At 45.5% G+C, this 22,049-nt stretch carries 25 protein-coding genes, 1 tRNA gene and 1 pseudogene; 21 read left to right on the forward strand and 6 right to left on the reverse strand.

Translation table 11 applies throughout. The features are described from left to right. Positions 1 to 28: 28 nt before the first annotated feature. The 6 genes from OQ477_RS14390 to OQ477_RS14415 all read left to right on the forward strand — a co-directional run bounded on the left by OQ477_RS14390 (position 29) and on the right by OQ477_RS14415 (position 4,430). Positions 29 to 1,285 carry an MFS transporter gene (locus OQ477_RS14390; protein ID WP_265972891.1) on the forward strand — a complete coding sequence of 419 codons (1,257 nt, stop codon included), beginning with the start codon at positions 29 to 31 and terminating at the stop codon, positions 1,283 to 1,285. Next, positions 1,278 to 2,777: a glycoside hydrolase family 32 protein gene (locus tag OQ477_RS14395; protein ID WP_265972893.1), complete on the forward strand. Its 1,500-nt coding sequence runs from the start codon at positions 1,278 to 1,280 to the stop codon at positions 2,775 to 2,777. The genes OQ477_RS14390 and OQ477_RS14395 overlap by 8 nt, the downstream gene beginning before the upstream one ends. Further along, positions 2,752 to 2,919, forward strand: coding sequence for a hypothetical protein (locus OQ477_RS14400; RefSeq protein ID WP_265972895.1), 168 nt, complete (start codon positions 2,752 to 2,754; stop codon positions 2,917 to 2,919). Before OQ477_RS14395 ends, OQ477_RS14400 begins: the two co-directional genes overlap by 26 nt. Before the next feature lie 255 nt (positions 2,920 to 3,174). Then, entirely contained in the window at positions 3,175 to 3,522 is a 348-nt protein-coding gene (locus tag OQ477_RS14405; RefSeq protein ID WP_265972897.1) for a PfkB family carbohydrate kinase, read from the forward strand. Positions 3,523 to 3,613: 91 nt separating this feature from the next. Beyond that, positions 3,614 to 4,174 carry a sugar O-acetyltransferase gene (locus tag OQ477_RS14410; protein WP_265972899.1) on the forward strand — a complete coding sequence of 187 codons (561 nt, stop codon included), beginning with the start codon at positions 3,614 to 3,616 and terminating at the stop codon, positions 4,172 to 4,174. A gap of 180 nt (positions 4,175 to 4,354) precedes the next feature. After that, positions 4,355 to 4,430: transfer RNA gene (locus OQ477_RS14415), tRNA-Arg, on the forward strand. 59 nt (positions 4,431 to 4,489) lie between these two features. Here the strand turns inward: OQ477_RS14415 and OQ477_RS14420 are convergent. Together OQ477_RS14420 and OQ477_RS14425 are read right to left on the reverse strand one after the other, a co-directional pair. After that, positions 4,490 to 4,801, reverse strand: a complete 312-nt coding sequence (locus OQ477_RS14420; RefSeq protein WP_265972900.1) for a hypothetical protein — start codon at positions 4,799 to 4,801, stop codon at positions 4,490 to 4,492. Positions 4,802 to 4,817: 16 nt separating this feature from the next. Continuing rightward, positions 4,818 to 6,239 carry a lipase gene (locus tag OQ477_RS14425; protein ID WP_265972901.1) on the reverse strand — a complete coding sequence of 474 codons (1,422 nt, stop codon included), beginning with the start codon at positions 6,237 to 6,239 and terminating at the stop codon, positions 4,818 to 4,820. 53 nt (positions 6,240 to 6,292) lie between these two features. On the opposite strand from OQ477_RS14425, the gene OQ477_RS14430 reads away from it, so the two are divergent. From OQ477_RS14430 to OQ477_RS14445, 5 genes and pseudogenes are all read left to right on the forward strand, one after another. Continuing rightward, positions 6,293 to 6,637: a DUF1433 domain-containing protein gene (locus tag OQ477_RS14430; protein WP_060674026.1), complete on the forward strand. Its 345-nt coding sequence runs from the start codon at positions 6,293 to 6,295 to the stop codon at positions 6,635 to 6,637. A gap of 456 nt (positions 6,638 to 7,093) precedes the next feature. Then, on the forward strand, positions 7,094 to 7,381 hold the full coding sequence (locus tag OQ477_RS14435; protein WP_265972903.1) for a DUF1433 domain-containing protein: 288 nt from the start codon (positions 7,094 to 7,096) through the stop codon (positions 7,379 to 7,381). Positions 7,382 to 7,591: 210 nt separating this feature from the next. Next, positions 7,592 to 7,876 (forward strand): annotated as a pseudogene (locus tag OQ477_RS20935) (DUF1433 domain-containing protein). 242 nt (positions 7,877 to 8,118) lie between these two features. Continuing rightward, on the forward strand, positions 8,119 to 8,277 hold the full coding sequence (locus OQ477_RS14440) for a DUF3237 family protein (RefSeq protein WP_265972904.1): 159 nt from the start codon (positions 8,119 to 8,121) through the stop codon (positions 8,275 to 8,277). 21 nt (positions 8,278 to 8,298) lie between these two features. Continuing rightward, positions 8,299 to 8,787: a phenolic acid decarboxylase gene (locus tag OQ477_RS14445; protein ID WP_014305882.1), complete on the forward strand. Its 489-nt coding sequence runs from the start codon at positions 8,299 to 8,301 to the stop codon at positions 8,785 to 8,787. Positions 8,788 to 8,829: 42 nt separating this feature from the next. Here the strand turns inward: OQ477_RS14445 and OQ477_RS14450 are convergent, their stop codons facing one another. Then, positions 8,830 to 9,348, reverse strand: coding sequence for a GNAT family N-acetyltransferase (locus OQ477_RS14450; protein ID WP_265972906.1), 519 nt, complete (start codon positions 9,346 to 9,348; stop codon positions 8,830 to 8,832). 133 nt (positions 9,349 to 9,481) lie between these two features. On the opposite strand from OQ477_RS14450, the gene OQ477_RS14455 reads away from it, so the two are divergent. After that, on the forward strand, positions 9,482 to 10,111 hold the full coding sequence (locus tag OQ477_RS14455) for a YczE/YyaS/YitT family protein (RefSeq protein WP_265972908.1): 630 nt from the start codon (positions 9,482 to 9,484) through the stop codon (positions 10,109 to 10,111). 78 nt (positions 10,112 to 10,189) lie between these two features. Beyond that, positions 10,190 to 10,720 (forward strand): dihydrofolate reductase family protein, encoded by a 531-nt coding sequence (locus tag OQ477_RS14460; protein ID WP_044801876.1) that lies wholly within the window; start codon positions 10,190 to 10,192, stop codon positions 10,718 to 10,720. Positions 10,721 to 10,751: 31 nt separating this feature from the next. On the opposite strand, the gene OQ477_RS14465 is transcribed toward OQ477_RS14460, so the two are convergent. The 3 genes from OQ477_RS14465 to slrR form a co-directional block, all read right to left on the reverse strand. Continuing rightward, positions 10,752 to 10,952, reverse strand: coding sequence for a hypothetical protein (locus tag OQ477_RS14465; RefSeq protein ID WP_265972911.1), 201 nt, complete (start codon positions 10,950 to 10,952; stop codon positions 10,752 to 10,754). 150 nt (positions 10,953 to 11,102) lie between these two features. Then, positions 11,103 to 12,551: a carboxylesterase/lipase family protein gene (locus OQ477_RS14470; RefSeq protein WP_265972912.1), complete on the reverse strand. Its 1,449-nt coding sequence runs from the start codon at positions 12,549 to 12,551 to the stop codon at positions 11,103 to 11,105. Positions 12,552 to 12,631: 80 nt separating this feature from the next. After that, positions 12,632 to 13,087, reverse strand: coding sequence for an HTH-type transcriptional regulator SlrR (gene slrR / locus OQ477_RS14475; protein WP_025285321.1), 456 nt, complete (start codon positions 13,085 to 13,087; stop codon positions 12,632 to 12,634). Positions 13,088 to 13,329: 242 nt separating this feature from the next. Between slrR and OQ477_RS14480 the strand changes: the two genes are divergently transcribed. From OQ477_RS14480 to OQ477_RS14515, 8 genes are all read left to right on the forward strand, one after another. After that, complete coding sequence (locus OQ477_RS14480) at positions 13,330 to 14,037, forward strand: YveK family protein (protein WP_021495234.1); 708 nt, start codon at positions 13,330 to 13,332, stop codon at positions 14,035 to 14,037. Between the two features lie 5 nt (positions 14,038 to 14,042). Next, positions 14,043 to 14,723, forward strand: a complete 681-nt coding sequence (locus OQ477_RS14485) for a CpsD/CapB family tyrosine-protein kinase (RefSeq protein ID WP_007407393.1) — start codon at positions 14,043 to 14,045, stop codon at positions 14,721 to 14,723. 222 nt (positions 14,724 to 14,945) lie between these two features. Next, positions 14,946 to 16,763: a polysaccharide biosynthesis protein gene (locus OQ477_RS14490; RefSeq protein ID WP_172645820.1), complete on the forward strand. Its 1,818-nt coding sequence runs from the start codon at positions 14,946 to 14,948 to the stop codon at positions 16,761 to 16,763. A gap of 15 nt (positions 16,764 to 16,778) precedes the next feature. Then, complete coding sequence (locus OQ477_RS14495; protein WP_095060497.1) at positions 16,779 to 17,918, forward strand: glycosyltransferase family 4 protein; 1,140 nt, start codon at positions 16,779 to 16,781, stop codon at positions 17,916 to 17,918. Next, positions 17,915 to 18,757, forward strand: a complete 843-nt coding sequence (locus OQ477_RS14500) for a glycosyltransferase family 2 protein (RefSeq protein WP_012118512.1) — start codon at positions 17,915 to 17,917, stop codon at positions 18,755 to 18,757. Before OQ477_RS14495 ends, OQ477_RS14500 begins: the two co-directional genes overlap by 4 nt. Further along, complete coding sequence (locus tag OQ477_RS14505; RefSeq protein WP_265972913.1) at positions 18,750 to 19,886, forward strand: glycosyltransferase family 1 protein; 1,137 nt, start codon at positions 18,750 to 18,752, stop codon at positions 19,884 to 19,886. Before OQ477_RS14500 ends, OQ477_RS14505 begins: the two co-directional genes overlap by 8 nt. A gap of 3 nt (positions 19,887 to 19,889) precedes the next feature. Then, complete coding sequence (locus tag OQ477_RS14510; RefSeq protein ID WP_007613926.1) at positions 19,890 to 20,993, forward strand: EpsG family protein; 1,104 nt, start codon at positions 19,890 to 19,892, stop codon at positions 20,991 to 20,993. Positions 20,994 to 21,011: 18 nt separating this feature from the next. Beyond that, on the forward strand, positions 21,012 to 22,049 hold the full coding sequence (locus OQ477_RS14515; protein WP_265972915.1) for a glycosyltransferase family 2 protein: 1,038 nt from the start codon (positions 21,012 to 21,014) through the stop codon (positions 22,047 to 22,049).

Raw genomic sequence — 22,049 nt, forward strand, 5'->3', positions numbered from 1 at the left:
TCAATGTTGGGTTAAAGGAGCTGTAGAAATGAAAGGCTCAAAAAGTCTGTATTGGAAACTGAGCGCTTATCTTTTCTTTTTCTTTTTCACATGGTCTTCCAGCTACTCTTTGTTTGCGATATGGTTGGGACAGGAAGTCAAATTGAATGGATCGGCGACTGGGATTATCTTTTCTGTAAACGCTATCTTTACTTTGTGTATGCAGCCTTTATACGGCTTTATCTCTGATAAACTTGGGCTGAAGAAAAACATATTATTTATGATTAGTGTACTTATCGTTTTTACCGGGCCGTTTTATATCTTTATCTACGGACCGCTTTTACAATATGATGTCTTCCTTGGCGCCATTGTCGGCGGTATTTATCTAGGAACTGCTTTTCTTGCTGGAGTTGGCGCTATTGAAACTTATATTGAAAAGGTCAGCCGAAAATACCAGTTCGAATACGGCAAGACAAGGATGTGGGGTTCACTCGGATGGGCAGCAGCAACTTTTTTTGCAGGACAGCTGTTCAATATCAATCCGAATATCAATTTCTGGATTGCGTCCCTTTCAGCAGTCATATTGGTGGTCATTATTATGTCCATAAAAATTGAAATGACGGATGATGATAAGGAAAGAGCGGATTCGATCCGGTTAAAAGACGTAGGAGGACTCTTTCTATTAAAAGACTTTTGGTTTTTAATGTTGTACGTAATCGGGGTGGCATGCGTGTACGGCGTCTATGATCAGCAATTCCCGATTTACTACGCTTCTTTATTTCCCTCTCCAGCTATGGGGAATCAAATATTCGGATATTTAAACTCATTTCAAGTATTTATTGAAGCGGGCATGTTGTTTTTGGCCCCATTTATTGTTAATAGACTCGGTCCTAAAAAAAGCTTGATACTCGCGGGACTTTTGATGTCATTCCGTATTATTGGGTCTGGAATTGTCATCGGACCGTTCGGAATTTCATCAATGAAACTTATTCATGCTTTAGAATTGCCAATCATGCTGATTGCGATTTTCAAGTATTTAGCCGCGAATTTTGATACACGTCTTTCATCAGTTCTTTACCTTGTCGGCTTTCAATTTGCATCTCAAGTAGGCACATCGATTTTCTCCCCGATTGCGGGTGGTTTATACGACAGTATAGGTTTCCGTCACACATATCTTTTCATGGGAACCCTGGCTCTATGTTTCACAATCATTTCAATTTTTACTTTGTTAGATTCAAAGAAAGGCGTTCTGTATACTCAACCTTTTCGAAAAAACAGATATAGAGAGGATGTCACAAATGGATAGAATCCAACAGGCAGAGGAAGCTTTGAAAAAAGCGGAGGAAAAGATGAACACTCGTTATCGATTAGGGTACCATATTATGCCCCGGGCGAATTGGATCAATGATCCGAACGGGCTTATTCAGTTTAAAGGAGAATACCACGTCTTTTTTCAGCATCATCCGTATGATGAGCATTGGGGACCGATGCATTGGGGACATGTAAAAAGTAAAGATCTCATTCATTGGGAGCACATGCCGGTTGCCTTAGCTCCGGGCGATGAATTCGACCAAAGCGGCTGTTTTTCGGGAAGCGCGGTCGATGATCATGGAAGATTAGCCCTCATCTATACGGGACATAATATAATTGATCAAGAGAAAGACCTATTCTATCAAACTCAAAATATCGCTGTCAGCCAAGATGGAACCGTGTTTGAAAAGCTTCAGGAAAACCCCGTTATTGCGGAACCGCCGGAAGACAGCGCCCGTCATTTCCGCGATCCGAAAGTATGGAAGCATCGCGATGTTTGGTATATGGTCATCGGCAACTCTTCAAAAGAAAACGTCGGACGGGTCGTTTTATACCGTTCACCTGATTTGCGTGATTGGGAATACGCGGGGGTTCTCGCCCAAAGTGACGGTCATCTCGGCTATATGTGGGAATGTCCTGATTTCTTTGAATTAGGCGGCAAGCATGTCCTGCTGATTTCGCCACAGGGGATCGAGGCGGACGGCGATTCCTATCAAAATTTACATCAAACCGGTTATTTAATCGGTGACTATCATGATGAAACAAACAAATTTACACACGGCGCTTTTAAAGAACTGGATCACGGCCATGACTTTTACGCCGTGCAAACATTATTAGATGATAAAGGACGCAGAATTGCTATCGGCTGGATGGATATGTGGGAATCTGAGATGCCGACAAAAGCGGACGGGTGGTGCGGTGCACTGACTTTGCCGCGAGAACTGACTTTGCGTGATGATCATAAACTTTTGATGAATCCCGTGAAAGAAACCAAGCAGCTGCGGAAAACGGAATATCGGGAATGTGCCGGACGATCGCTTTCAGGGAGTTACTTGGCAAAGACGTCGGAAGACCTGCTTGAAGTCCGAGTCGTGTTTGATGTAAACGATTCCGATGCCGAAACGGCAGGTTTTAAGATTCGCGGCCTTGACGAAGAAGAACTTGTGCTGACATACAATCTAACGGATAAAAAGCTGACACTTGATTGCACCAAGATGGGGAAAGCGAAAGACGGTGTGAGAAGGGTGCAGACGGATACAAACGGCAAGCTGGCGCTGCGTATCTTTATTGACAGATCCTCGATTGAAGTATTCGCAAATCATGGAGAAACAACGATGACAAGCCGTATCTATCCGAATGAAGGCAGATTGGGGATTGAGCTGTTTTCTGAGAAAGGCGCTGTGAGGGTTGAAGAATTCACCTATTGGACTCTAAAAGACATATGGAAGGAAAAGGAGTCACTTGAAAAAAATATTTTGCATCGGTGAAATACTGATTGATTTTATTCCATTCCAAAAAAAGGCTTTGCAAGATGTCACATCCTTTGAGCGCGATGCCGCCGGCGCGCGTGCCGTCATGCTGACGAAAATCGCCAATGATCATTTCGGGGATTACCGTTGGTGTCCTTGAGGAAAATGGCGCAGATGTTTCTTATTTCATTCGAAGCGATGAAGGCGAAACCGGATTGGCTTTTGTCTTCGTAGATAAGGCCGGGGGAAAGAAGCTTTCATTTTTATCGGAAGAATGCTGCTGATTTGCGCTTTCACCGGAAGAGGTAAAGCAGAAATGGTTTCATCAAGGAGATCTGTTCGAAAGACTTGGTTAAAAGTCCGATGAAGCAAGCGCATATCAAAGTGATCGAAGACTTTCAAAAAAATCGGCGGGATGATCAGTTTTGACCCTAATATCAGGCTCCCTTTACGGTCTGATGAATCAAGCTGCCCGAGAGACGCTTCTAACGTTTTTCCCCTTGCGGATATCATGAAAGCCTCTGATGAGGTGCGGCGGTTTATCACCAGTATCGATGACGAGCGAGAAGCAGTTGCTTCGCTTTTTACCGGCCGTATCAACGTCGTTGTACTGACAAAAGGAGGCGAAGGTGCGGCGGTTTATTTAAAAAATGGCGAGTCATATGAAGATAAAGGCTTGAAAGCCGCTGTTTCCGACACAGCCGGTGCGGGGGATGCCTTTGAATTGATGTCATATCAAAGGAGACGCTGTGCGAACAGATAAGTGAACATCACCGCCGCTTCTGTAAAAGGAGCGATTCACGCGGCACCCCTGCATAACTGCCTGTAATAACACATAAGAGGAGAAAATAGTAATGATAAAAGAAAAAGAGAAGATGTTAGCCGGGGAATTATATAACCCGTCTGACTCTGAATTAGCAAAAGACAGAGAAAACGCAAGACGGCTGGTTAGAATGTATAATCAGACTTTAGAAACTGAAGCCGATAAACGGACTAATTTATTGCGGGAGTTACTTGGTTCAACAGGAGAAAACGTATATATGGAACCAAATATCAGGTTTGATTATGGATATAACACTTTTGTAGGCGAAAACTTTTTCGCAAATTTTGATTGCACCATATTAGATATATGTGAAGTGCGGTTCGGAGATAATTGTATGCTTGGGCCCGGTGTCCAAATCTATACAGCTACACACCCGCTTCTTCCGACTGACCGCAATACGGGATTAGAATATGGAAAGCCTATTACTTTCGGGAATAATGTATGGGTTGGAGGAAGTTCAGTCATATATCCCGGAGTAACGATAGGTAATAATGCAGTTATCGCTGCAGGTGCTGTAGTTACTAAAAATGTACCAGATAATGTTGTAGTTGGGGGCAATCCAGCTAAATTGATTAAACAACTTGAAATATAAATCGTTTCATAGAGTGCCTCCTTGTGAAATCCATTAGCCGTTGAATCAACGTCTTTTTCTTAGTGATGCAGGATTATGCTGCATGAGGACGCTGCATAATCCTGTTGTGCATTATCAAAAAAGAGTTGCTTTCTGTGCGTTTCTTTATTATAATATAAAGGTATCTGATTGAAAAAACGTGCGCTCGTAGCTCAGTTGGATAGAGCGGTGGTTTCCGGTACCACGTCTGTCGGGGGTTCGAATCCCTCCGAGCGCGTCTCAGTTAAGACGATAGGAAAAACCTCGCAGATGATAAATCTGCGAGGTTTTTTTATTTTATCTTGTTTTGAAACTGTTAACGAATGTGTCTCTGTTATGTTCGGTTCCGGCAATCAGCCGCGCACTTTCACTGATCCGCTGTGCGAGAGCTTTTTGCGCCTTGCCTTCAAAGCTGTTCAAGAGTGCTGAATACACTTCATATAATTCATCTTTCAACGTATCCATTTCGAATGTCGGTTTCAGCGTTCGGCGGACTGTCTCCAGTTTTATCCCCGCTGCCTGTGTCATGACGGTTTTCAGCATCTGCCGCTGCAGCCTTTTCTTCATCGGGTCGTCCTTGTGTTCTAAAAGTTCGTCTAATGTCGGCATTATGTATCCACCTCTATCATCTTAACCAGTTTGCGAGCATCTGGTCTTTTTCCTGAAATTCATCCGCTATTTTATGTAAGAATCCGCCAATCTCTTCAAGGTCCGTAATCGCCGCCTGCAAGGAATCAATAAACGCCTGCTCAGCCTGAGTGTCATAAAAAATCGGGCCTTTATCGTAGGATTGCGCAATATCTTCAATGGTATTGGTCACGTCCTGTGCTTGAAGCTGATCAAACAAGCCGTGTCCGACTTGGCCGTAAAATTCTGTTTTCAGCTCGGCGATTTTTTCATCGTGCTCCTGATAGGCGTTTTGCGCTTCTTTTTTCATCGTTCGCAAATCTTCAGTCATAGCCTGCACCTTTTCAGCCAGCTTCTTTGCGTTTTTCGGCGTTACTTTTATTGTATCTGCGCTTCCGATCGCACCGGCCGGCAGAAGAGCGCCGAGGTTTTTATCGAAGACTAACTCATCTCCGTTCGGATTTGCGATAGTGCCGTTTCTGTCGAACACGAAATTTGCTTCGTTTAAGCCGTGTGTATCCGGATTTCTCAGAATGACGGTAGTGAAGAAATAAGCGAGATTCTTGCTGATCTGCTCGTTTAAGTTCCCATCAAGCCGCTGCTTTCGGCTGAACTGTGAGAGCGAGGGGTTTTTCGTATAAATCGTTGTCCCGTTGTGGCGGTCATATTCGTTCCAATAACCCGCCCCGACCATGTCGTCCGGATTGATAATTGACCGGATGTAAGGATCGTAAATGCCGCTGTTGATGTCTTTCTGTGTTTCCTCATCGTGCAGTTTCACGACGGAAGGACTGTTAAACGCGACGGCGTACACATCATTATTCACCGCGCTGTATTCGGCCTCAGCGCCGCCGAGTGAATGGCCGGTTGTTGAAATAATCGTTGACGTTCCGGCATACTTTTTCTTTACGCCGCGTACCAGCTGATCGGCTTGATCGATTTGCGATGTTTTCGTTATCAGCTTATACTTTCCGGTTGTGAGCATGGCGTCTTGAGAGGGCGTTCCGTGATAGGTTCCAAGTGTTTTCGACGTATCCTTTGCGTCTTTTTTTACAATATAATGTACTTCTGTTTTCGGATCATTTCCGAAAACAATATTGCCGCCGTCCGCTTTTACGCCGTCATTGATCGGGTCTTTTCCGATATCGGTTCCCGCAAAGGCGACGACCACGTTTTCGGGGTTTTTTGATTTTATCCATTTACCATCTTGTGTTTTTTCCCCTTGTGATAGTACAACCGCGTCTAATCCGGTATCTTCGTCCGTTTTTATTTTTTCAACGTACCAATAAGTTTTTTGGTCTGTTTGTATCGGTTTCCCCGTTTTCAATTTATCAGCTAATCTTTCGCGGTTGTAAGATTCCTGACTTAGCGTATAATAAGTTTTATCTGTTATTTTTGGAACTTTAATCTTGTAATTCATATACAACGCCTCCTTATTTTTGTAAAATGAGACAGGAAAGGGTTGATTTCCAAATGAAAAAGAAAAAGTACATAATTATCCTTATTTTAATAATTATAGCAGTTGGGGGACTTTTTATGAAGCATCAGTATGATCGAAAGGAAAAAGAGATTGCGTTATTCGAAGAAGCCCAGAATCATATGAAAAAGTTTTTAACAACGAACTATAAAAATGTGAAAGATATCCATTTTTCTGAGGATTACTATATTAACCCAATGGGCGGTATTAGTGTTAAGGGTTATACTAATGGAAAAAAAGAGTTTGAAGGTCTATATGACCCAGGCAATAAAGAAATATTGTCATATACGGTTGATGCCGAACCAAAAGAAGAATGTAAAGATAAGCTTTGTACAAGATAAATTAGCCCGCTCAATCGAGCTGGGCTAATTTTGTTGTATTGCTCTTCCTCTAATCTCCTGGACATAAAACAAATTTTTCATAGGTGCATTTTTTAATCCTGTTAATAATGAATAGTGTTGTGTTATCATATCTTGTATTTGTTTTAAATCTGCTTATCGTAACCTCAGTTGAACCAACTAAATCAGCCAATTCCTTCTAGCTTTGAATTCCCTTCTCCTTCATTAAATCTAGATCTGACTATAAACTTTTTTAGAAGTTCACACACCCTTTAGGCTAGTCTAACTAACGCTTATATAAAAGTAATCTCGATCACTGATATTTGATACATTGATGTTTTTTAGACATGTACAACACTCTGAGGTTAATGTAAATTTAATCTAAGAAAGGATGAGTCTGTGAAGAAATACATGATTGTCCTGATATTTGTAATAACTATAGCGTCAGGAAGTATCTACATGAAGTACCAACATGATAAAAAAGAAGCAGAACAAGAACTTTTTATCCAAGCGAAAGATAAAATGGAAAGCTATATAAAAGCTAATTACAAAAATATAAAGCAAATTACATACATTAACGATTATAAAATAAATCCTATGGGTGGTATTTCCGTGAAGGGGTACTTGAATGGTAATAAGGAAAAAGAATTTTTCGGACTTTATGACAAAACGAATGATGAAATAGGAGTTTCGTCAGTCGATGCGGAAGAAAAACCCGAATGTCAGGAAAAAGAATGTGAATACTAAAAAAGACGCTGGAATAAAGAAGTACTCTGGAATGCCGCTTATATGATCCTCTGTGGACACGGAAGAAAAATCTTAAGACGCCTAAATGCACCGGATGTCACCGACCATTTTTTCTAGTCCGCGAGCTTCATCATAACTCATGGAACGGATGATTCTGTGAAAAAATATATTATTATCTTCATTATCTTAATAGCAGCCGGAGGTTTTATAATGAAGAGTATGAATGATAAAAATGTTCAGGCTGAAGAGATAAAGATTGCTCAGGAACGAATGGAGAAATTTATCAAAGCGAATTATGAAGGCATACATAACGTTACATAGAAAGATAAATACGAGATAGATCCAATGGGCGGGATAGAGGTATTTGGCTATTACAACGATGATACATCGAATAAATTCGATGGTATTTATGATAAGGCCAATGACAAGATCATGGGGCACTCAATAGACGCTGTAAGTAAGAAAGAATGCAGAGATAAAGATTGTGATTACTAAGAAGACGCTCGTCTGGTATGAACATATAGTAAACGAAAAAGACAAGGGTTCGGCATTTGCCGCCCTTGTCTTTTTTCATTGAACATTGGAAAACATAATCAGAAACAGCTCATTATTTGACAGTCCATTTTAACAGCGTTACAATTAAACGTGTAAATAGTTACATGTTTAAATAAACATAATGTCTCGGGAGGTGATACGTCCTTGAATGAACCTTCTTTAAAAAAGTCATTTATGAGTCAGTGAACCGCATCATTGATCCCGAGCACGTGTATTTCCGCAATGTGCCTGTGTTTGAAACAAGCAGTGAGGCATATCAGCATCTGCAGGACCGGCTGTTTATCGGGGCTGCGGTCAGATTGCCGGATGACATTCGGTTAGATATTTATGAAGTTCAATAATAATATGGAGAGTGAGTCAACATGGAAAACTTTATCGGAAGCCATATGATTTACACGTATGAAAACGGCTGGGAGTATGAAATCTATATTAAAAATGATCATACGATCGACTATCGGATTCATAGCGGAATGGTAGGCGGCCGCTGGGTGCGCGACCAGGAAGTGAATATCGTCAAGCTGACAGAAGGCGTATACAAAGTGTCATGGACTGAACCGACAGGCACAGACGTTTCCTTAAACTTTATGCCGAATGAAAAACGGATGCACGGAATTATTTTCTTCCCGAAATGGGTGCATGAGCATCCGGAAATCACGGTGTGCTACCAAAATGATTACATTGACGTGATGAAAGAGTCACGTGAGAAATATGAAACATACCCGAAATATGTCGTTCCCGAGTTTGCGGATATTACGTATCTCAACAATGCGGGAATCAATAACGAAACACTGATTTCAGAAGCGCCGTACGAAGGAATGACCGATGATATCCGTGCGGGAAAATTAAAATAAGAGAAAAAACCCGGCAGCTTGGCCGGGTTTTTTTGTATTCTTTTACGACAGGGTTTTGGTCATGATAATGTCGACTTGTTTATCATCCCCCATATAAAAAGAGTGTTCTCCGGTTTGGACAAATCCCATTTTTTGATAAAAGGCGATTGCATTTTCGTTTTTTTCCCATACGCCCAGCCAGATGTTCCTTTTATTGTGTGCTGTTGCGATTTTCATCGCTTCATTCAGCAGATATTTGCCAAGTCCGTGTTTCTGATGGTTTTTTCTTATATAAATTCTCTCAATCTCAAGAGAATCTTCACCCATTTTTTCTGACTGTGCTTCGTTCATGTTGACTTTTACATACCCCGCAAGGTCATCATGATAATAAACAAAATAGAATTGAGAAGACAGATTGGATAATTCCTTTTTCAGCTGTTCAGAGCGGAATGCATTTTCCAAATAAGCTTTCATATTTTCTGGTGAATTTTGATCCTTAAATGTATCATTGAATGTTTCAATGCTTATCTCCCGGAGCTCTGTTATATCGTTAAGGCTGCACTTTTTTAATTGAATACTCATGGTCATACAGCTCCTTTCTTCATTTATCATATCAGCTGATTTTTTGTTGTGTTTGCAACGAAAATACCGTATAGTAAACATAACGTATTTTTGTTGTATTTGCAACATAAAATAAGAAAATGAGGACGATAAGGTGAAATATGTTTTTTATGTTTTAGGAATCATGATCTTGACCTTTGGTATTTCTGTCACGATTCAATCAGATCTTGGAACGTCGCCTTTTGATGCGCTTATTGTGGGATTGTCCGTCCATGCAGGGCTTACCGTGGGAAGCTGGGAAATCATCATCGCTTTCCTGTTCATTTGCTGTAATTCAATGTTAAAAAGGCAAAGGCCGGAATTTTCAGGGATGATTACGGCGTTTATAACGGGAATCGGGATTGATATGTGGCTTTTTTTTCTGCATCGAGTCATAACGCCTGAACTGTGGTACGGAAAAGCGGGCTGTTTTGCAATCGGTTTAGTTGTGATAGGGATAGGAACCGCAACCTATCTGCACACAAATTTCGCCCCGATCCCGGTTGATCGGTTAACGCTAATTGTCCGCGATTTAACCGGGAGAAGCATCTTTTTTTCAAGAACGGTCATTTACTTCATATTTTTCATACTGGCCGTGATGCTAAAAGGTCCGGTAGGCATCGGAACGTTATTAACCGTTTGTTTAGGAGGGATCATCCTTCATTTCTTTATGCCGATTACCGGAAGATGGATAGACGGCATATTAACAGCATCTCCAAAGCAGAGAGAAACGAAAACCCGGTAACGGAGGTTTTTACCCGATTCTATCATTTTTCATTTCATCAGCATGTTCAAGGTATAATAAAAAAGGGGAGGGATTTTTATGAGCGGTCAAAGAAAGCTCGTTTTTTACGGAGCTGTCAGCGCAGATGGCTATCTTGCGCGGGAAAATCATTCTTTAGATTGGTTAATCGGAACTGAAGGTGAAGACGGCACCGATTATGAAGCTTTCTATGAATCTGTCGATACGATCATCATGGGCAGAAAAACATACGAGGAAATATTGGTTTTATTGCCTGAGGAATTTCCGTACAAAGGTAAAGAATGCTATGTGTTTTCGCGGACATTGACCGGGTGTACTGAACATGTGCGGTTTATTCATGAAGAGCCTGCCGATTTTATAAAAGCATTGAAACGCCGAGAAGGCAAGCGGATTTGGATTGTCGGCGGGAGTGATCTGCTGCACCCGGTTTTGGAGGAAAAACTTGTCGATGAGTTTATCATTCAGATCGCCCCCGTTCTGCTCGGCCGCGGAATTTCTTTGTTCAAACCCGGAGACCGGGAGACAGGGCTGAAGCTGACTGATGTCAGGCGCTATAAGCAATTTGCGGAGTTGCATTATGAAGTGAGATGACATGAAGTGTATGAAAGAAACCCAGGAAAGGTTACCGGGTTTCTTTTTCATGTTTGTTTTTATGTTTTGAAATGGTGTGGGCCGGCCCGCATGAAAACCCTGCAACCATGATAACAACCCCTATCCACCTCACGGCATAGAAATCAGTGTCGCGCAGGAAGATAAATGAAATTAAGGTCATAAGCGCCCCGATTATAACGGCAGCTGTGCCGATAATACTTGATTTCTCCATATAAAAACTCCTTTATGAATGTTTGTTAACGTATTGGGTTAGAATATAACATATCAGGGTTAATGTGGAAATGGATATACTGCGAAACTGACTGATGTCTGAAGTGAGATGAAAACGAAACGCCAAGGGAGCCGGCTCCCTTGGCGTTTTTTATGCTTGAAACAGGATGCGGCGTTTTGCTGAATCGGGATCACTTTCGACAGCGGTATCCGTGTTGAAAAGCAAAGTTTCGCGTGAATCGGTTTCATATTCAGGCCAATTGAAGTGAGAGGTGTTCGGGTTTCCGGTTTTTGCAAAAGCGAGCCATGCGGATTGGATTTGTTTGGAAAGCTGTTCTGCGTCATCACCGAGCGGTTCTTGCAGCGTCTTTCTCAAAGAATCAAAGTTTCCGAACACAAACGGCAATTCCAGAGCGTGAACGGCTTTATGAAACGGCGGTGTTTCGCCATGCCAATCAAAGCGGTACATCCAGACCGGTGCGTGCTGCGACTGTCCTTGTGCGAAAGCGACAGCCGGCCGCCAGAAAATCAGATCCGTCATCATATCGATTTGTCCCTTTAATGAATGCGGATATAAATCTGCCGCTTGCTCGGTGCAGTTCTCTCCGAGGTGATAATGCAAATAATCTTGCTGTTTTTTCTCGGAATGAATGTCTGTATCAGGGGTGAAAAACAAATATGCTTCATCACGATTGGTTCCGATGATCATAGGTATGCCTTCTGCGGCCCCGTCTGCTATGGCTTTCACCGGTTCCGCAGGCAATGTGGCCGGATCGATGGCGGGCTGAAACAAAAGCTGAAAAATGTTTTGATCTAGTGAGCGCCGCACTTTATCCGCAGTCTTAAGCAGGTCATTAACGGAAAGCTCCTGCAATTGATCAGTGCCGGCTTCATGAATAAATGCCGTCGCGATGTCTTTTGCCATGTCCGCCGGGATCGTATGAGAGGCGCCGCTTTCTAAAATGGCTTTATGAAACAGGCCTTTTGCGTCAGGCATTGCCATAAGGGAGGCGATGCTCATGCCGCCTGCCGATTCACCAAATATCGTGACGTTATCCGGGTCTCCTCCAAATTCGGAGATATTGTCCCTCACCCAGCGCAGCGCGGCGATCTGATCGAGCAGCCCGATATTGGCGGAATACGCGTCATGAATAGAAGACAAATGTAAAAAGCCTAACGGTCCGAGCCTGTAATTGAGTGTCACTACAATGACATCTCCGTCAGCGGCAAGGGCAGATCCGTCGTAAAGCGGTTCGCTTCCGGCACCTAAATAAAATGCCCCGCCGTGTATCCATACCATGACAGGCTTTTTTTCGCCCTCTGAATCGGGGGCGAAAACATTGAGGTAAAGGCAATCTTCAGATTGAGCCGGTATATCTCCGGAAAACGATATAGACAGCATATCATCCGGCTGCGGACAAATCGGCCCGAACGAGTCGGCATGTTTTACGCCGTCCCAAGGTGCGGGCGGCTCCGGCGCTTTAAATCTGAGCTCTCCGACGGGCGGCTTCGCGTACGGTATTCCCTTCCATGTGCGGACGCCGCGGCCGGCAGTTCCTTTCAGTGCGCCGGAGCGGGTTTGAACGGTAAGTTTTGTCATCATTTCATCCCCTTTTTTCTTTTCATTATAAACAGAGATGAAGACATGAAGCGAATAAAAGCCTTTTCATCAGCATATCATCAGTAACGCTTCCGTTCTAAAAATGATCTGACTTCCTGAACGGACAAGCCGAGTTCTTTGGCTTCCTGCATCAGCGCTTTCCATTCCTCAATGTTGGATTCAGTCAGTTTTCTGTTGCGGTAGGGTGCGGGCTCCGAGCGTTTTTCAGTCAGTTTGTTCGTAAAGGTGAACAGTTCTTCTTTCGGCATGCCCGACTGCACGGCCTGCACAAGGTGGATGCGCCACTCATCTTCCGTGCCTCCCATGTGATGCAGCATCGTTTCGGCATCAAAAAGCTCCGTCAGATCGACCTGCAGGGTGGCGGATACTTTTTTCAGAAATTGGATGGACGGATTTGAGTGAACCCCCCGTTCTATCTTGCTTAAATAAGATTTAGAGACACCTGCTTCAACTGCTAGCTGATTAATAGAGTAGCCTTTTCTTCTGCGGTATAAACGAATTATTCTTCCAATCATTGTGCTGAATTCTCCCCTGTATACTGGCTTTTTTGTTCATTATAAGAAATCTTTCGTTCTTTATAAAATTTAAAATTATAAGGTAAGTGCAGTAAATAAGAGGAAAATCATGATAATGTTCTCTAAAAAGAACCAAATGGCTTAATTTGAAATTTTCAAATTTCGACCTTTTCTTTTATAATCCAATCATTAACAGAAGGGGGCGTTTAAGCCTGATGCAATAAGGATGAGGCTGTAATTACATGAATGAGAATATGAGTTTCAAAGAACTATTTGACATTATTAAACACAGATTTTTACTGATTTTTATCATGACAGCAGTTGTAACGCTGGTGACGGGATACATCCAATTCCGGGTGATTTCGCCCGTTTATCAGTCATCGACCCAAGTGCTCATTCATGAAACAAGCGGTGAAAAAAATTCGAATCTTAGCGACGTTCAGCTGAATCTTCATTACAACAATACGTTTCAAACGATAATGAAAAGCCCGGTTGTGCTTGAGAAAGTGAAGCAGACGCTGCATCTTTCTGAGACGGCATCCGCTTTAAAAGCAAAGATCACGACAAGCAGCGAAACCGATTCAGAGATCATTACCGTAGCGGTGCAGGACGAGAATCCGAAACAGGCCGCCGCTATAGCGAACACGCTGATGAAGACATTTAAAAAAGAAGTCCGTGACAGGATGAATATAAAAGGCGTCATTGTTTTGTCTGAGGCAAAAGCATCGGAAAGCCCGATGGTCAAGCCTTCGCGCATCCGAAATATCATGATGGCGTTCGGTGCGGCTCTCATGGCGGGTGTGACGCTTGCGTTTTTTCTCCACTTTCTTGATGAAACCGTTAAAAGCGAGCGGCAGCTCAGCGAAAAAACAGACTTGCCTGTTTTAGGGGTTGTGTATGACATCAAAAATCAGCAGACACGGTCTGATGAAAAATATTTCGGGGAGTGAGGCGTTTGGGATTCAGAAAAAAGAAATCAAGAAGGGGACTGGCTCAAATATCCGTTTTACATCACAAATCATTGGTGGCTGAACAATACCGCACCATTCGGACAAATATTGAGTTCTCCTCTGTTCAGACCCATTTGCGCTCTATTCTCGTCACTTCTTCCGTTCCGGGAGAAGGAAAATCATTCAGCGCCGCCAACCTTGCCGCGGTATTTGCGCAGCAGGAAAAAAAGGTGCTGCTCGTCGATGCGGATTTACGAAAACCGACGATACACGAGACCTATCAGCTTGAAAATGTACAAGGCCTTACGAATGTGTTAGTCGGAAACGCTTCCCTCGGCGAAACGGTGCAAAAAACGCTGATTGACAACCTCTATGTCTTAACGAGCGGGCCGACGCCGCCGAATCCGGCTGAGCTTTTATCTTCAAAGGCGATGGGAGAGCTGATTCAGGAGATGTACAGCCGGTACAGTCTGGTTATTTTCGATTCACCTCCGCTTTTGGCTGTGGCGGACGGACAGATTTTAGCGAATCAGACAGATGGAAGCGTTCTCGTCGTCTTGAGCGGAAAAACGAAAATGGATACCGTCCAAAAGGCGAGAGACGCGCTCCAGCAGTCAAAGGCAAAGCTTTTGGGGGCGCTGCTGAATAAAAAGAAAATCAAAAAAACGGAGCACTACTCGTATTGAGCGGTGCAGGTGATGTCTCCTTACCTTTATCAACGGAGGCACTCGGCTCTGCTGTGGGCGGCGTTTTTCGCTGCCTTAGATGCTGGTCGTCGGTGGCGGGGTGTGAGGACGGGTTAAATGCCCAATTTATCTTAAGATGATGCATTGTTATCGGCTTAGCTGTTATGTCTGTTTTTTAACGAAAACCGTATCAGCTAAACCGATAAATGAGGAGGGGAAAGATTGACTTACCGGAGAAGACTTTCAATGATATTTGCATTGGATACGTATCTCGTTTTACTTTCCGTTGTTATAGGATATCAATTTTTTGAGGATTCTTATCACTTTTATGACTCCGGAGCGTTGCTGCTGACTGCCGTGAGCATGCTGATCAGCCATCATGTATGCGCTTTTATGTTTCACCAGTATAAGCAGGTATGGACGTACACGGGAATAGGCGAGCTGCTTGCCTTGATGAAGGGGATCACGCTGTCAGCAGCCGTAACAGCGGCCGTCCAATACGGGGTGTTCCACACGATTTTGTTCCGGCTGTTGGCCGTCAGCTGGATGGTTCAGCTATTGTTCATCGGAGGAAGCCGGATGATTTCACGGGTGCTGAAAGAAACGATCGGCAGGAAGCAAAATGACTCTTCCAGGGCGCTGATCATCGGCGCAGGTTCGGGGGGGACGCTGCTCGTCCGTCAGCTTACCCAGAAAAACGATCTCGGAATCATGCCTGTGGCTTTTATTGATGATGATCAGACGAAGCATAAGCTCGAAATCATGGGCCTGCCCGTCATCGGCGGAAAAGAAAGCATTATGCCGGCGGTGCAGAGGCTGAGAATTCACCATATCATCATTGCCATTCCGTCTCTTTGCACCCATGAGCTTCAGACATTATACAAAGAATGTGTGCAGACGGGCGCCCATATTAAAATCATGCCGCAATTTGACGAGATCCTGCTCGGAACGCAGGCTGCCGGACACATCAGAGATGTAAAAGCCGAAGATCTGCTCGGCAGAAAGCCGGTCACCCTTGATACGAGCAAAATTTCTGACAGCATCAAGGGAAAAACGATTCTGGTCACGGGCGCCGGCGGCTCAATCGGTTCTGAGATCTGCCGCCAGATCAGCGCGTTTCTTCCGCGGGAAATCGTCCTTCTCGGCCACGGAGAAAACAGCATTCATTCTGTACATACCGAGCTGTCCGCACGCTTCGGCAAAGAGGTGCTCTTTCACGCGGAGATCGCCGATATTCAGGACAGAGATAAAATCTTTACCTTGATGAAAAAATACGAGCCGCACGTCGTCTATCATGCGGCTGCCCACAAACATGTGCCGTTAATGGAACATAATCCGGAAGAAGCCGTTAAAAACAACATTATCGGCACGAAAAATGTCGCCGAAGCCGCCGACATGTGCGGAACGGAAACATTCGTGCTGATTTCTTCTGACAAAGCGGTCAATCCGGCCAATGTCATGGGGGCGACGAAACGGTTTGCAGAAATGGTCATCATGAACCTCGGAAAGGTCAGCCGCACCAAATTCGCCGCCGTCCGTTTCGGAAATGTGCTCGGAAGCCGCGGCAGCGTCATTCCAATTTTCAAAAAGCAGATTGAAAAAGGCGGACCCGTCACCGTCACGCATCCGGCGATGACAAGATATTTTATGACGATCCCCGAAGCGTCAAGACTCGTCATTCAGGCGGGGGCGCTTGCAAAGGGGCGGCAGATTTTCGTTCTGGATATGGGAGAACCCGTCAAAATCGTCGACTTGGCAAAGAACCTGATTCATTTATCAGGCTATACGACAGAACAGATTCCCATCGAATTCTCCGGCATCCGTCCGGGAGAAAAGATGTATGAAGAATTGCTGAATCATAATGAAGTACATACGGAGCAGATTTTTCCGAAAATCCATATCGGGAAAGCGGTGGACGGGAATTGGGCCGTGCTCATCCGTTTTATGGAGGAATTCAGCCGTCTGCCTGAAGAAGAGCTGAGAAAAAGGCTGTTTGAGGCGATCGAATCAGTACATGAAGAAGCGGCCGCAGGCGTGTGATGGGAGGACAGAAAGATGACGAAAAAAGTATTATTCTGCGCCACAGTCGATTATCATTTTAAAGCCTTTCATCTTCCGTATTTTCAATGGTTTCAGGATATGGGCTGGGAGGTGCACGTCGCGGCAGGCGGCAATATGAATCTTCCGTTCGTTGATGAAAAGTTTTCCATTCCGATCCGGCGCTCGCCGTTTCATCCCGAAAATCTTTCTGTTTACAGGCGTCTGAAACGGCTCATTCAGGACAACGGCTACGACATGATTCACTGTCATACGCCGGTCGGCGGCGTGCTTGCACGCCTTGCGGCGAGACAAGCGCGCCAAAAAGGGACAAAGGTGCTGTACACCGCGCACGGCTTTCACTTCTGCGACGGAGCGCCTCTGAAAAACTGGCTTCTTTATTACCCGATCGAAAAATTTCTTTCTTCTTATACGGATTGTCTGATTACGATTAATGAAGAGGATTACGAACGGGCCAAGCAAATGAAAAAAACAGATTGCAGCGCGAAAAAAATACACGGCATCGGGGTGAATACAGACAGGTTTCGCCCTGTGAGCCGGGAAGAGAGTGAACGTCTGAGAGAAAAACACGGCTTCGGCGCCGGGGAATTTATTCTCGTATACCCCGCTGAATTAAACGGCAATAAAAACCAGGGACTTCTCATTGAAACTGCGGCACTGCTGAGGAACCGCATTCCGGAGCTGAAACTCGTATTTGCCGGAGAAGGCGCGATGGAAGAGCCGTACAGAAAAAAGGCTGAATCACTCGGTGTATCCGACATGGTGCGGTTTTACGGTTTTTGCCGCGATATTCATGAACTGATTCAGCTTGCTGATCTGTCTGTCGCCTCAAGCATCCGCGAAGGACTCGGCATGAATCTGCTTGAAGGAATGGCTGCCGAAAAGCCCGCCGTTGCCGCGGACAACAGGGGGCACCGCGAGATCATCGAAGACGGCGTGAACGGTTTTCTCGTGCCGGCGGGGGACAGCGCGGCGTTTGCCGATCGGATTGAAAAGCTGTACCGCTCCCCGGGGCTGCGAAAAGCAATGGGGCAAGAAGGGCGCAGGACGGCGGAATGTTTTTCAGAAACACGTACGGTAAAGGAAATGGCGCACATTTACGCCGGTTATATGGATAAAAAGGAGAAAAGCGTATGAATGCAGGAGCACAACCGAAAATTTCCGTCATCATGGGAATTTATAATTGCGAAGAGACTTTAGCGGAGAGTATTGAATCCATCCTGAGCCAATCGTATAAGAATTGGGAACTGATCATGTGTGATGACGCGTCAACTGACGGAACGTATCAGATTGCGCGCCGTTACGCGGATCATTACGGCGACCGGATTACGCTGATTCAAAATAAGACAAATCAACGGCTTGCCGCTTCGCTTAACCGCTGTCTGACATACGCAACGGGGGATTATATCGCCAGGCAGGACGGTGATGACATCTCCAACCCGAGGAGACTGGAAAAACAGGCCGCTTTCTTAAACAAGCACGCCCACTATCAAGTCGTAGGCACGGGCATGCTCGTATTTGACGAATTCGGTGTAAGGGGCGCCCGGCTTTTGCCGCCCGTGCCGAAACCGGGAATTATGGCGAAAGGCACACCATTCTGCCACGGCACCATTATGATGCGGGCTGAAGCGTACAAAGCGCTTGGCGGCTACCGGTCAGTCAGGCGGACGCGGCGGATGGAGGATATCGATTTGTGGCTGCGCTTTTTTGAAGCGGGTTTCCGAGGGTACAATCTCCAAGAAACGCTGTATAAAGTCAGAGAGGACAGTGATGCGTTTAAAAGGAGATCGTTTACGTATTCCATTGATAATGCGGTGCTCGTTTTTCAGGCATGCAGACGGCTGAAGCTGCCGCTTTCCCATTACGCGTATATCGCAAAACCGCTCATCCGCGCCATTACGCCGCCCGCGGTCATGAACCGTTATCATAAAAACAGGGACATCCGCCAAAAAGAAGGGCTTGCCGAACATGACTGACAAACCGATGCGGGTGCTGCACATCTTCAGCGGTATGAACAGGGGCGGCGCAGAAACGATGATGATGAATTTGTACCGGAAGATGGACAGAACGAAGGTGCAGTTTGATTTTTTAACCCATAGGAACGATCCGTGCGCTTATGATGAGGAAATTCTCGCTCTCGGCGGACGGCTTTTTTATGTGCCGAGCATCGGCAGCACAAACCCGATTACATTTGTGAAACAGGTCAAGCGGGTGATTAAGGAAAAAGGCCCGTTTGCCGCCGTGCACGCCCATACCGATTTTCAGTCTGGATTTATCGCATTGGCCGCTCGTTTAGCCGGCGTCCCGGTGCGGATCTGCCATTCGCACAGTACGTCGTGGCGGGGGCGGGCGTCGCGGCTTGCCGGGATGCAGCTGTTTGTTTTCAGACGGCTGATCACGGCAAACGCCACGGCACTGTGCGCCTGCGGAGAAGACGCGGGCCGTTTCTTATTCGGGAAAGAAAAAGACGTGCATCTTTTGCCGAACGGCATTGATCTCGACTTATTTGCCGGCGGGTGCGCGGACACAGAAGCTGAAAAAAGGAAGCGGGGCATTGCAGACGGCCGTTTGGTGATCGGCCATATCGGCCGCTTTACAGAAGAAAAAAACCATGAATTTCTGCTCCGGCTGGCCGCTGATATGAAAGAGCGGGGCATCGGTTTACAGCTGGTTCTCGCCGGGGACGGTCCGCTTCGCACCGACATGGAAAATTTGGCGGCGAAGCTGGGGCTTGATGATGATGTGCGTTTTATCGGCATAGAAGAACGCGTTCATGCCCTGCTGAAAACGCTGGATGTATTTGTCATGCCGTCTCTTTATGAAGGGCTGCCTGTCACGCTCGTTGAAGCGCAGGCCTCCGGGGTGCCGTGCGTGATATCAGACGGCATAACGGAAGAAGCCGATGCCGGGCTCGGGCTGGTCAAAAGGCTCAGCCTCAAAGAACCGCCCCGACAATGGGCAACAGCGGTTTTACGGGCAGCAGAGGCGGCAAAGCCTGACGGAGCGCGCATTAAAGAAACCCTCAGACGGCAGGGATATGACGCGGGAGAAAATGCGGGGGCTGTTATGAAGCTTTACAATATGAATTGGAAAAAGGAACAGTAACGAATGATTGTATACGTAGTCAATATGGGAATTGTGTATATTTGGTCATGGTTCGCGAAAATGTGCGGCGGGCGTGATCAATCGCTTTCGACCGGATACCGGCCGAATCAGCTCGTCATGATCGTTCCGCTGCTATCGCTCGTATTGGTCTCCGGTTTGCGCTACAGAGTCGGGACGGATTTTCAGACGTACGCGCTGATGTACAAGCTGGCGGGAAATTACGGCAGCATTTGGGAGATCTTCGGGTTCGGAGCGAAAAAAGCAGCCGTTGATCCTGGGTTTACGGCTCTCATCTGGCTCATGAATTTTATCACGAAAGATCCGCAAATCATGTATTTCACCGTGGCGGTCGTGACGTGCAGCTTTATTTTAAAGGGGCTCGTTGAGTTCGGCCGTCCGTTTGAGCTGAGTGTGTTTTTGTTTTTGGGCACGTATCACTATTATGCTTCCTTTAACGGGATCAGGCAGTATATGGTGGCGGCCGTTTTGTTTTGGGCTGTCCGCTACGTGATCAGCGGAAGCTGGAAGCGTTATATGTCAATCGTGCTGTTGTGTTCGCTTTTTCATTCCTCAGCGCTGATTATGATTCCGGTTTATTTTCTCGTCAGAAAAAGAGCCTGGTCGCCCGCGATTTTCGGACTGTCGGCATTGTTTCTTCTTATGACGTTTCTGTATCAGAAGTTCATTTCGCTGTTTGTCGTCGTGCTGGAAAACAGCTCGTACGGCCATTATGAGAAATGGCTGATGACCAATACGAACGGGATGAACGTCGTAAAAATCGCGGTGCTGCTTCTGCCGCTGTTTTTGGCTTTCTGCTATCGGGAGCGGCTGCGGAAGCTCTGGCCTGACATTGATGTCATCGTGAATTTCTGTCTGCTCGGCCTGCTCTTCGGTCTTTTGGCGACAAAGGATGTTATTTTTGCCCGGTTTAATATATATTTCGGCCTGTACCAAATGATCTTGATCCCTTATTTTGTGAGGATTTTTGATGAAAAATCAAATGCGCTGATTTATATCGCCATTATTGTCTGTTATTTTCTTTACAGTTACTTGCTTATGCCGGTCGATTCGTCTGTGCTTCCGTACAGAACGATTTTTTCCCGGTAATGGACACTGGAGGTTTATATGGAAACACCCGCGGTCAGTTTATTAATTGCTGTGTATAATACGGAAACTTATTTAGAAAGATGCTTAGATTCATTGCTCAATCAGTCGCTCGCCAATATCGAAATCGTGGCCGTTAATGACGGGTCAACGGATCAAAGCCCGGCGATTCTTGAAACCTATCAGAAGCGGGATGAGAGAATCAGGGTCCTTCATCAGCAAAACCGGGGGCTCGGCGCGGTCCGCAACAAGGGCATTGAGGCGGCGCGCGGCGAATTTATCGCTTTTATTGATGCGGACGACTGGGTTGAACCTGATTATTGCCTGCGCATGTATGAAAAAGCGAAGGCTGATCAGGCTGATCTCGTGATTTGCGAATATGCGGCCGAATTTGCGGATACGGGGAAAACCGCCGTTTCAACGATCGCTTCAGCGTACGCGGGCCGCCCGAAACAACGGTACCTGAAAGATTTATTTGAAGGAAGAGTCAGCGGTTTTTCATGGAACAAGCTGTACAAAAGAACCATGATCGAGCATCATCAGCTGCGCTTTCCGCTTCGGGATGAGCTTGAGCACGTGGAGGATCAGTACTTCAGCCTCCGGGCGCATGTTTTCGCAGGTGCGGTCTCGTACGTGGATCAGCCGCTCTACCATTATCGGATTCACTTGACTTCCATTGTGCAAAGCTATCAGAAAAAGCTGTTTGACTCAGGTCTCGTTCTCTATCGGCTGAACGAGACTTTTTTGCGTGAAAACGGCTGCTTACAGGAATACCGGCAGGAGCTGGATTTTTTTATCGTTCAGCACGGAACAGTCTGCCTGCTGAATGAATGGAAGCGGAATAACGGCGGCCGGTTTTCTGAGAAATGGAAGAATATCAGCCGGATATGCGCTGATCCCGTGTTTCGCCTGAGCCTTTCCAAAACCGGAACGGCGCCGTTTGACGCCAAACGTTCATGCCTTCTGCTTTTGGCGAAGCTGAAGCTGATTCCGTTCGTGTCGCTGGCATCAGCCGCATATCAGCGGGCAATCGAGTACAAAATGAAAATCAGAGGGTGA

It is taken from the genome of Bacillus sp. ChL18 (assembly GCF_026241425.1).
In the GTDB taxonomy this organism is placed as follows: domain Bacteria; phylum Bacillota; class Bacilli; order Bacillales; family Bacillaceae; genus Bacillus; species Bacillus velezensis.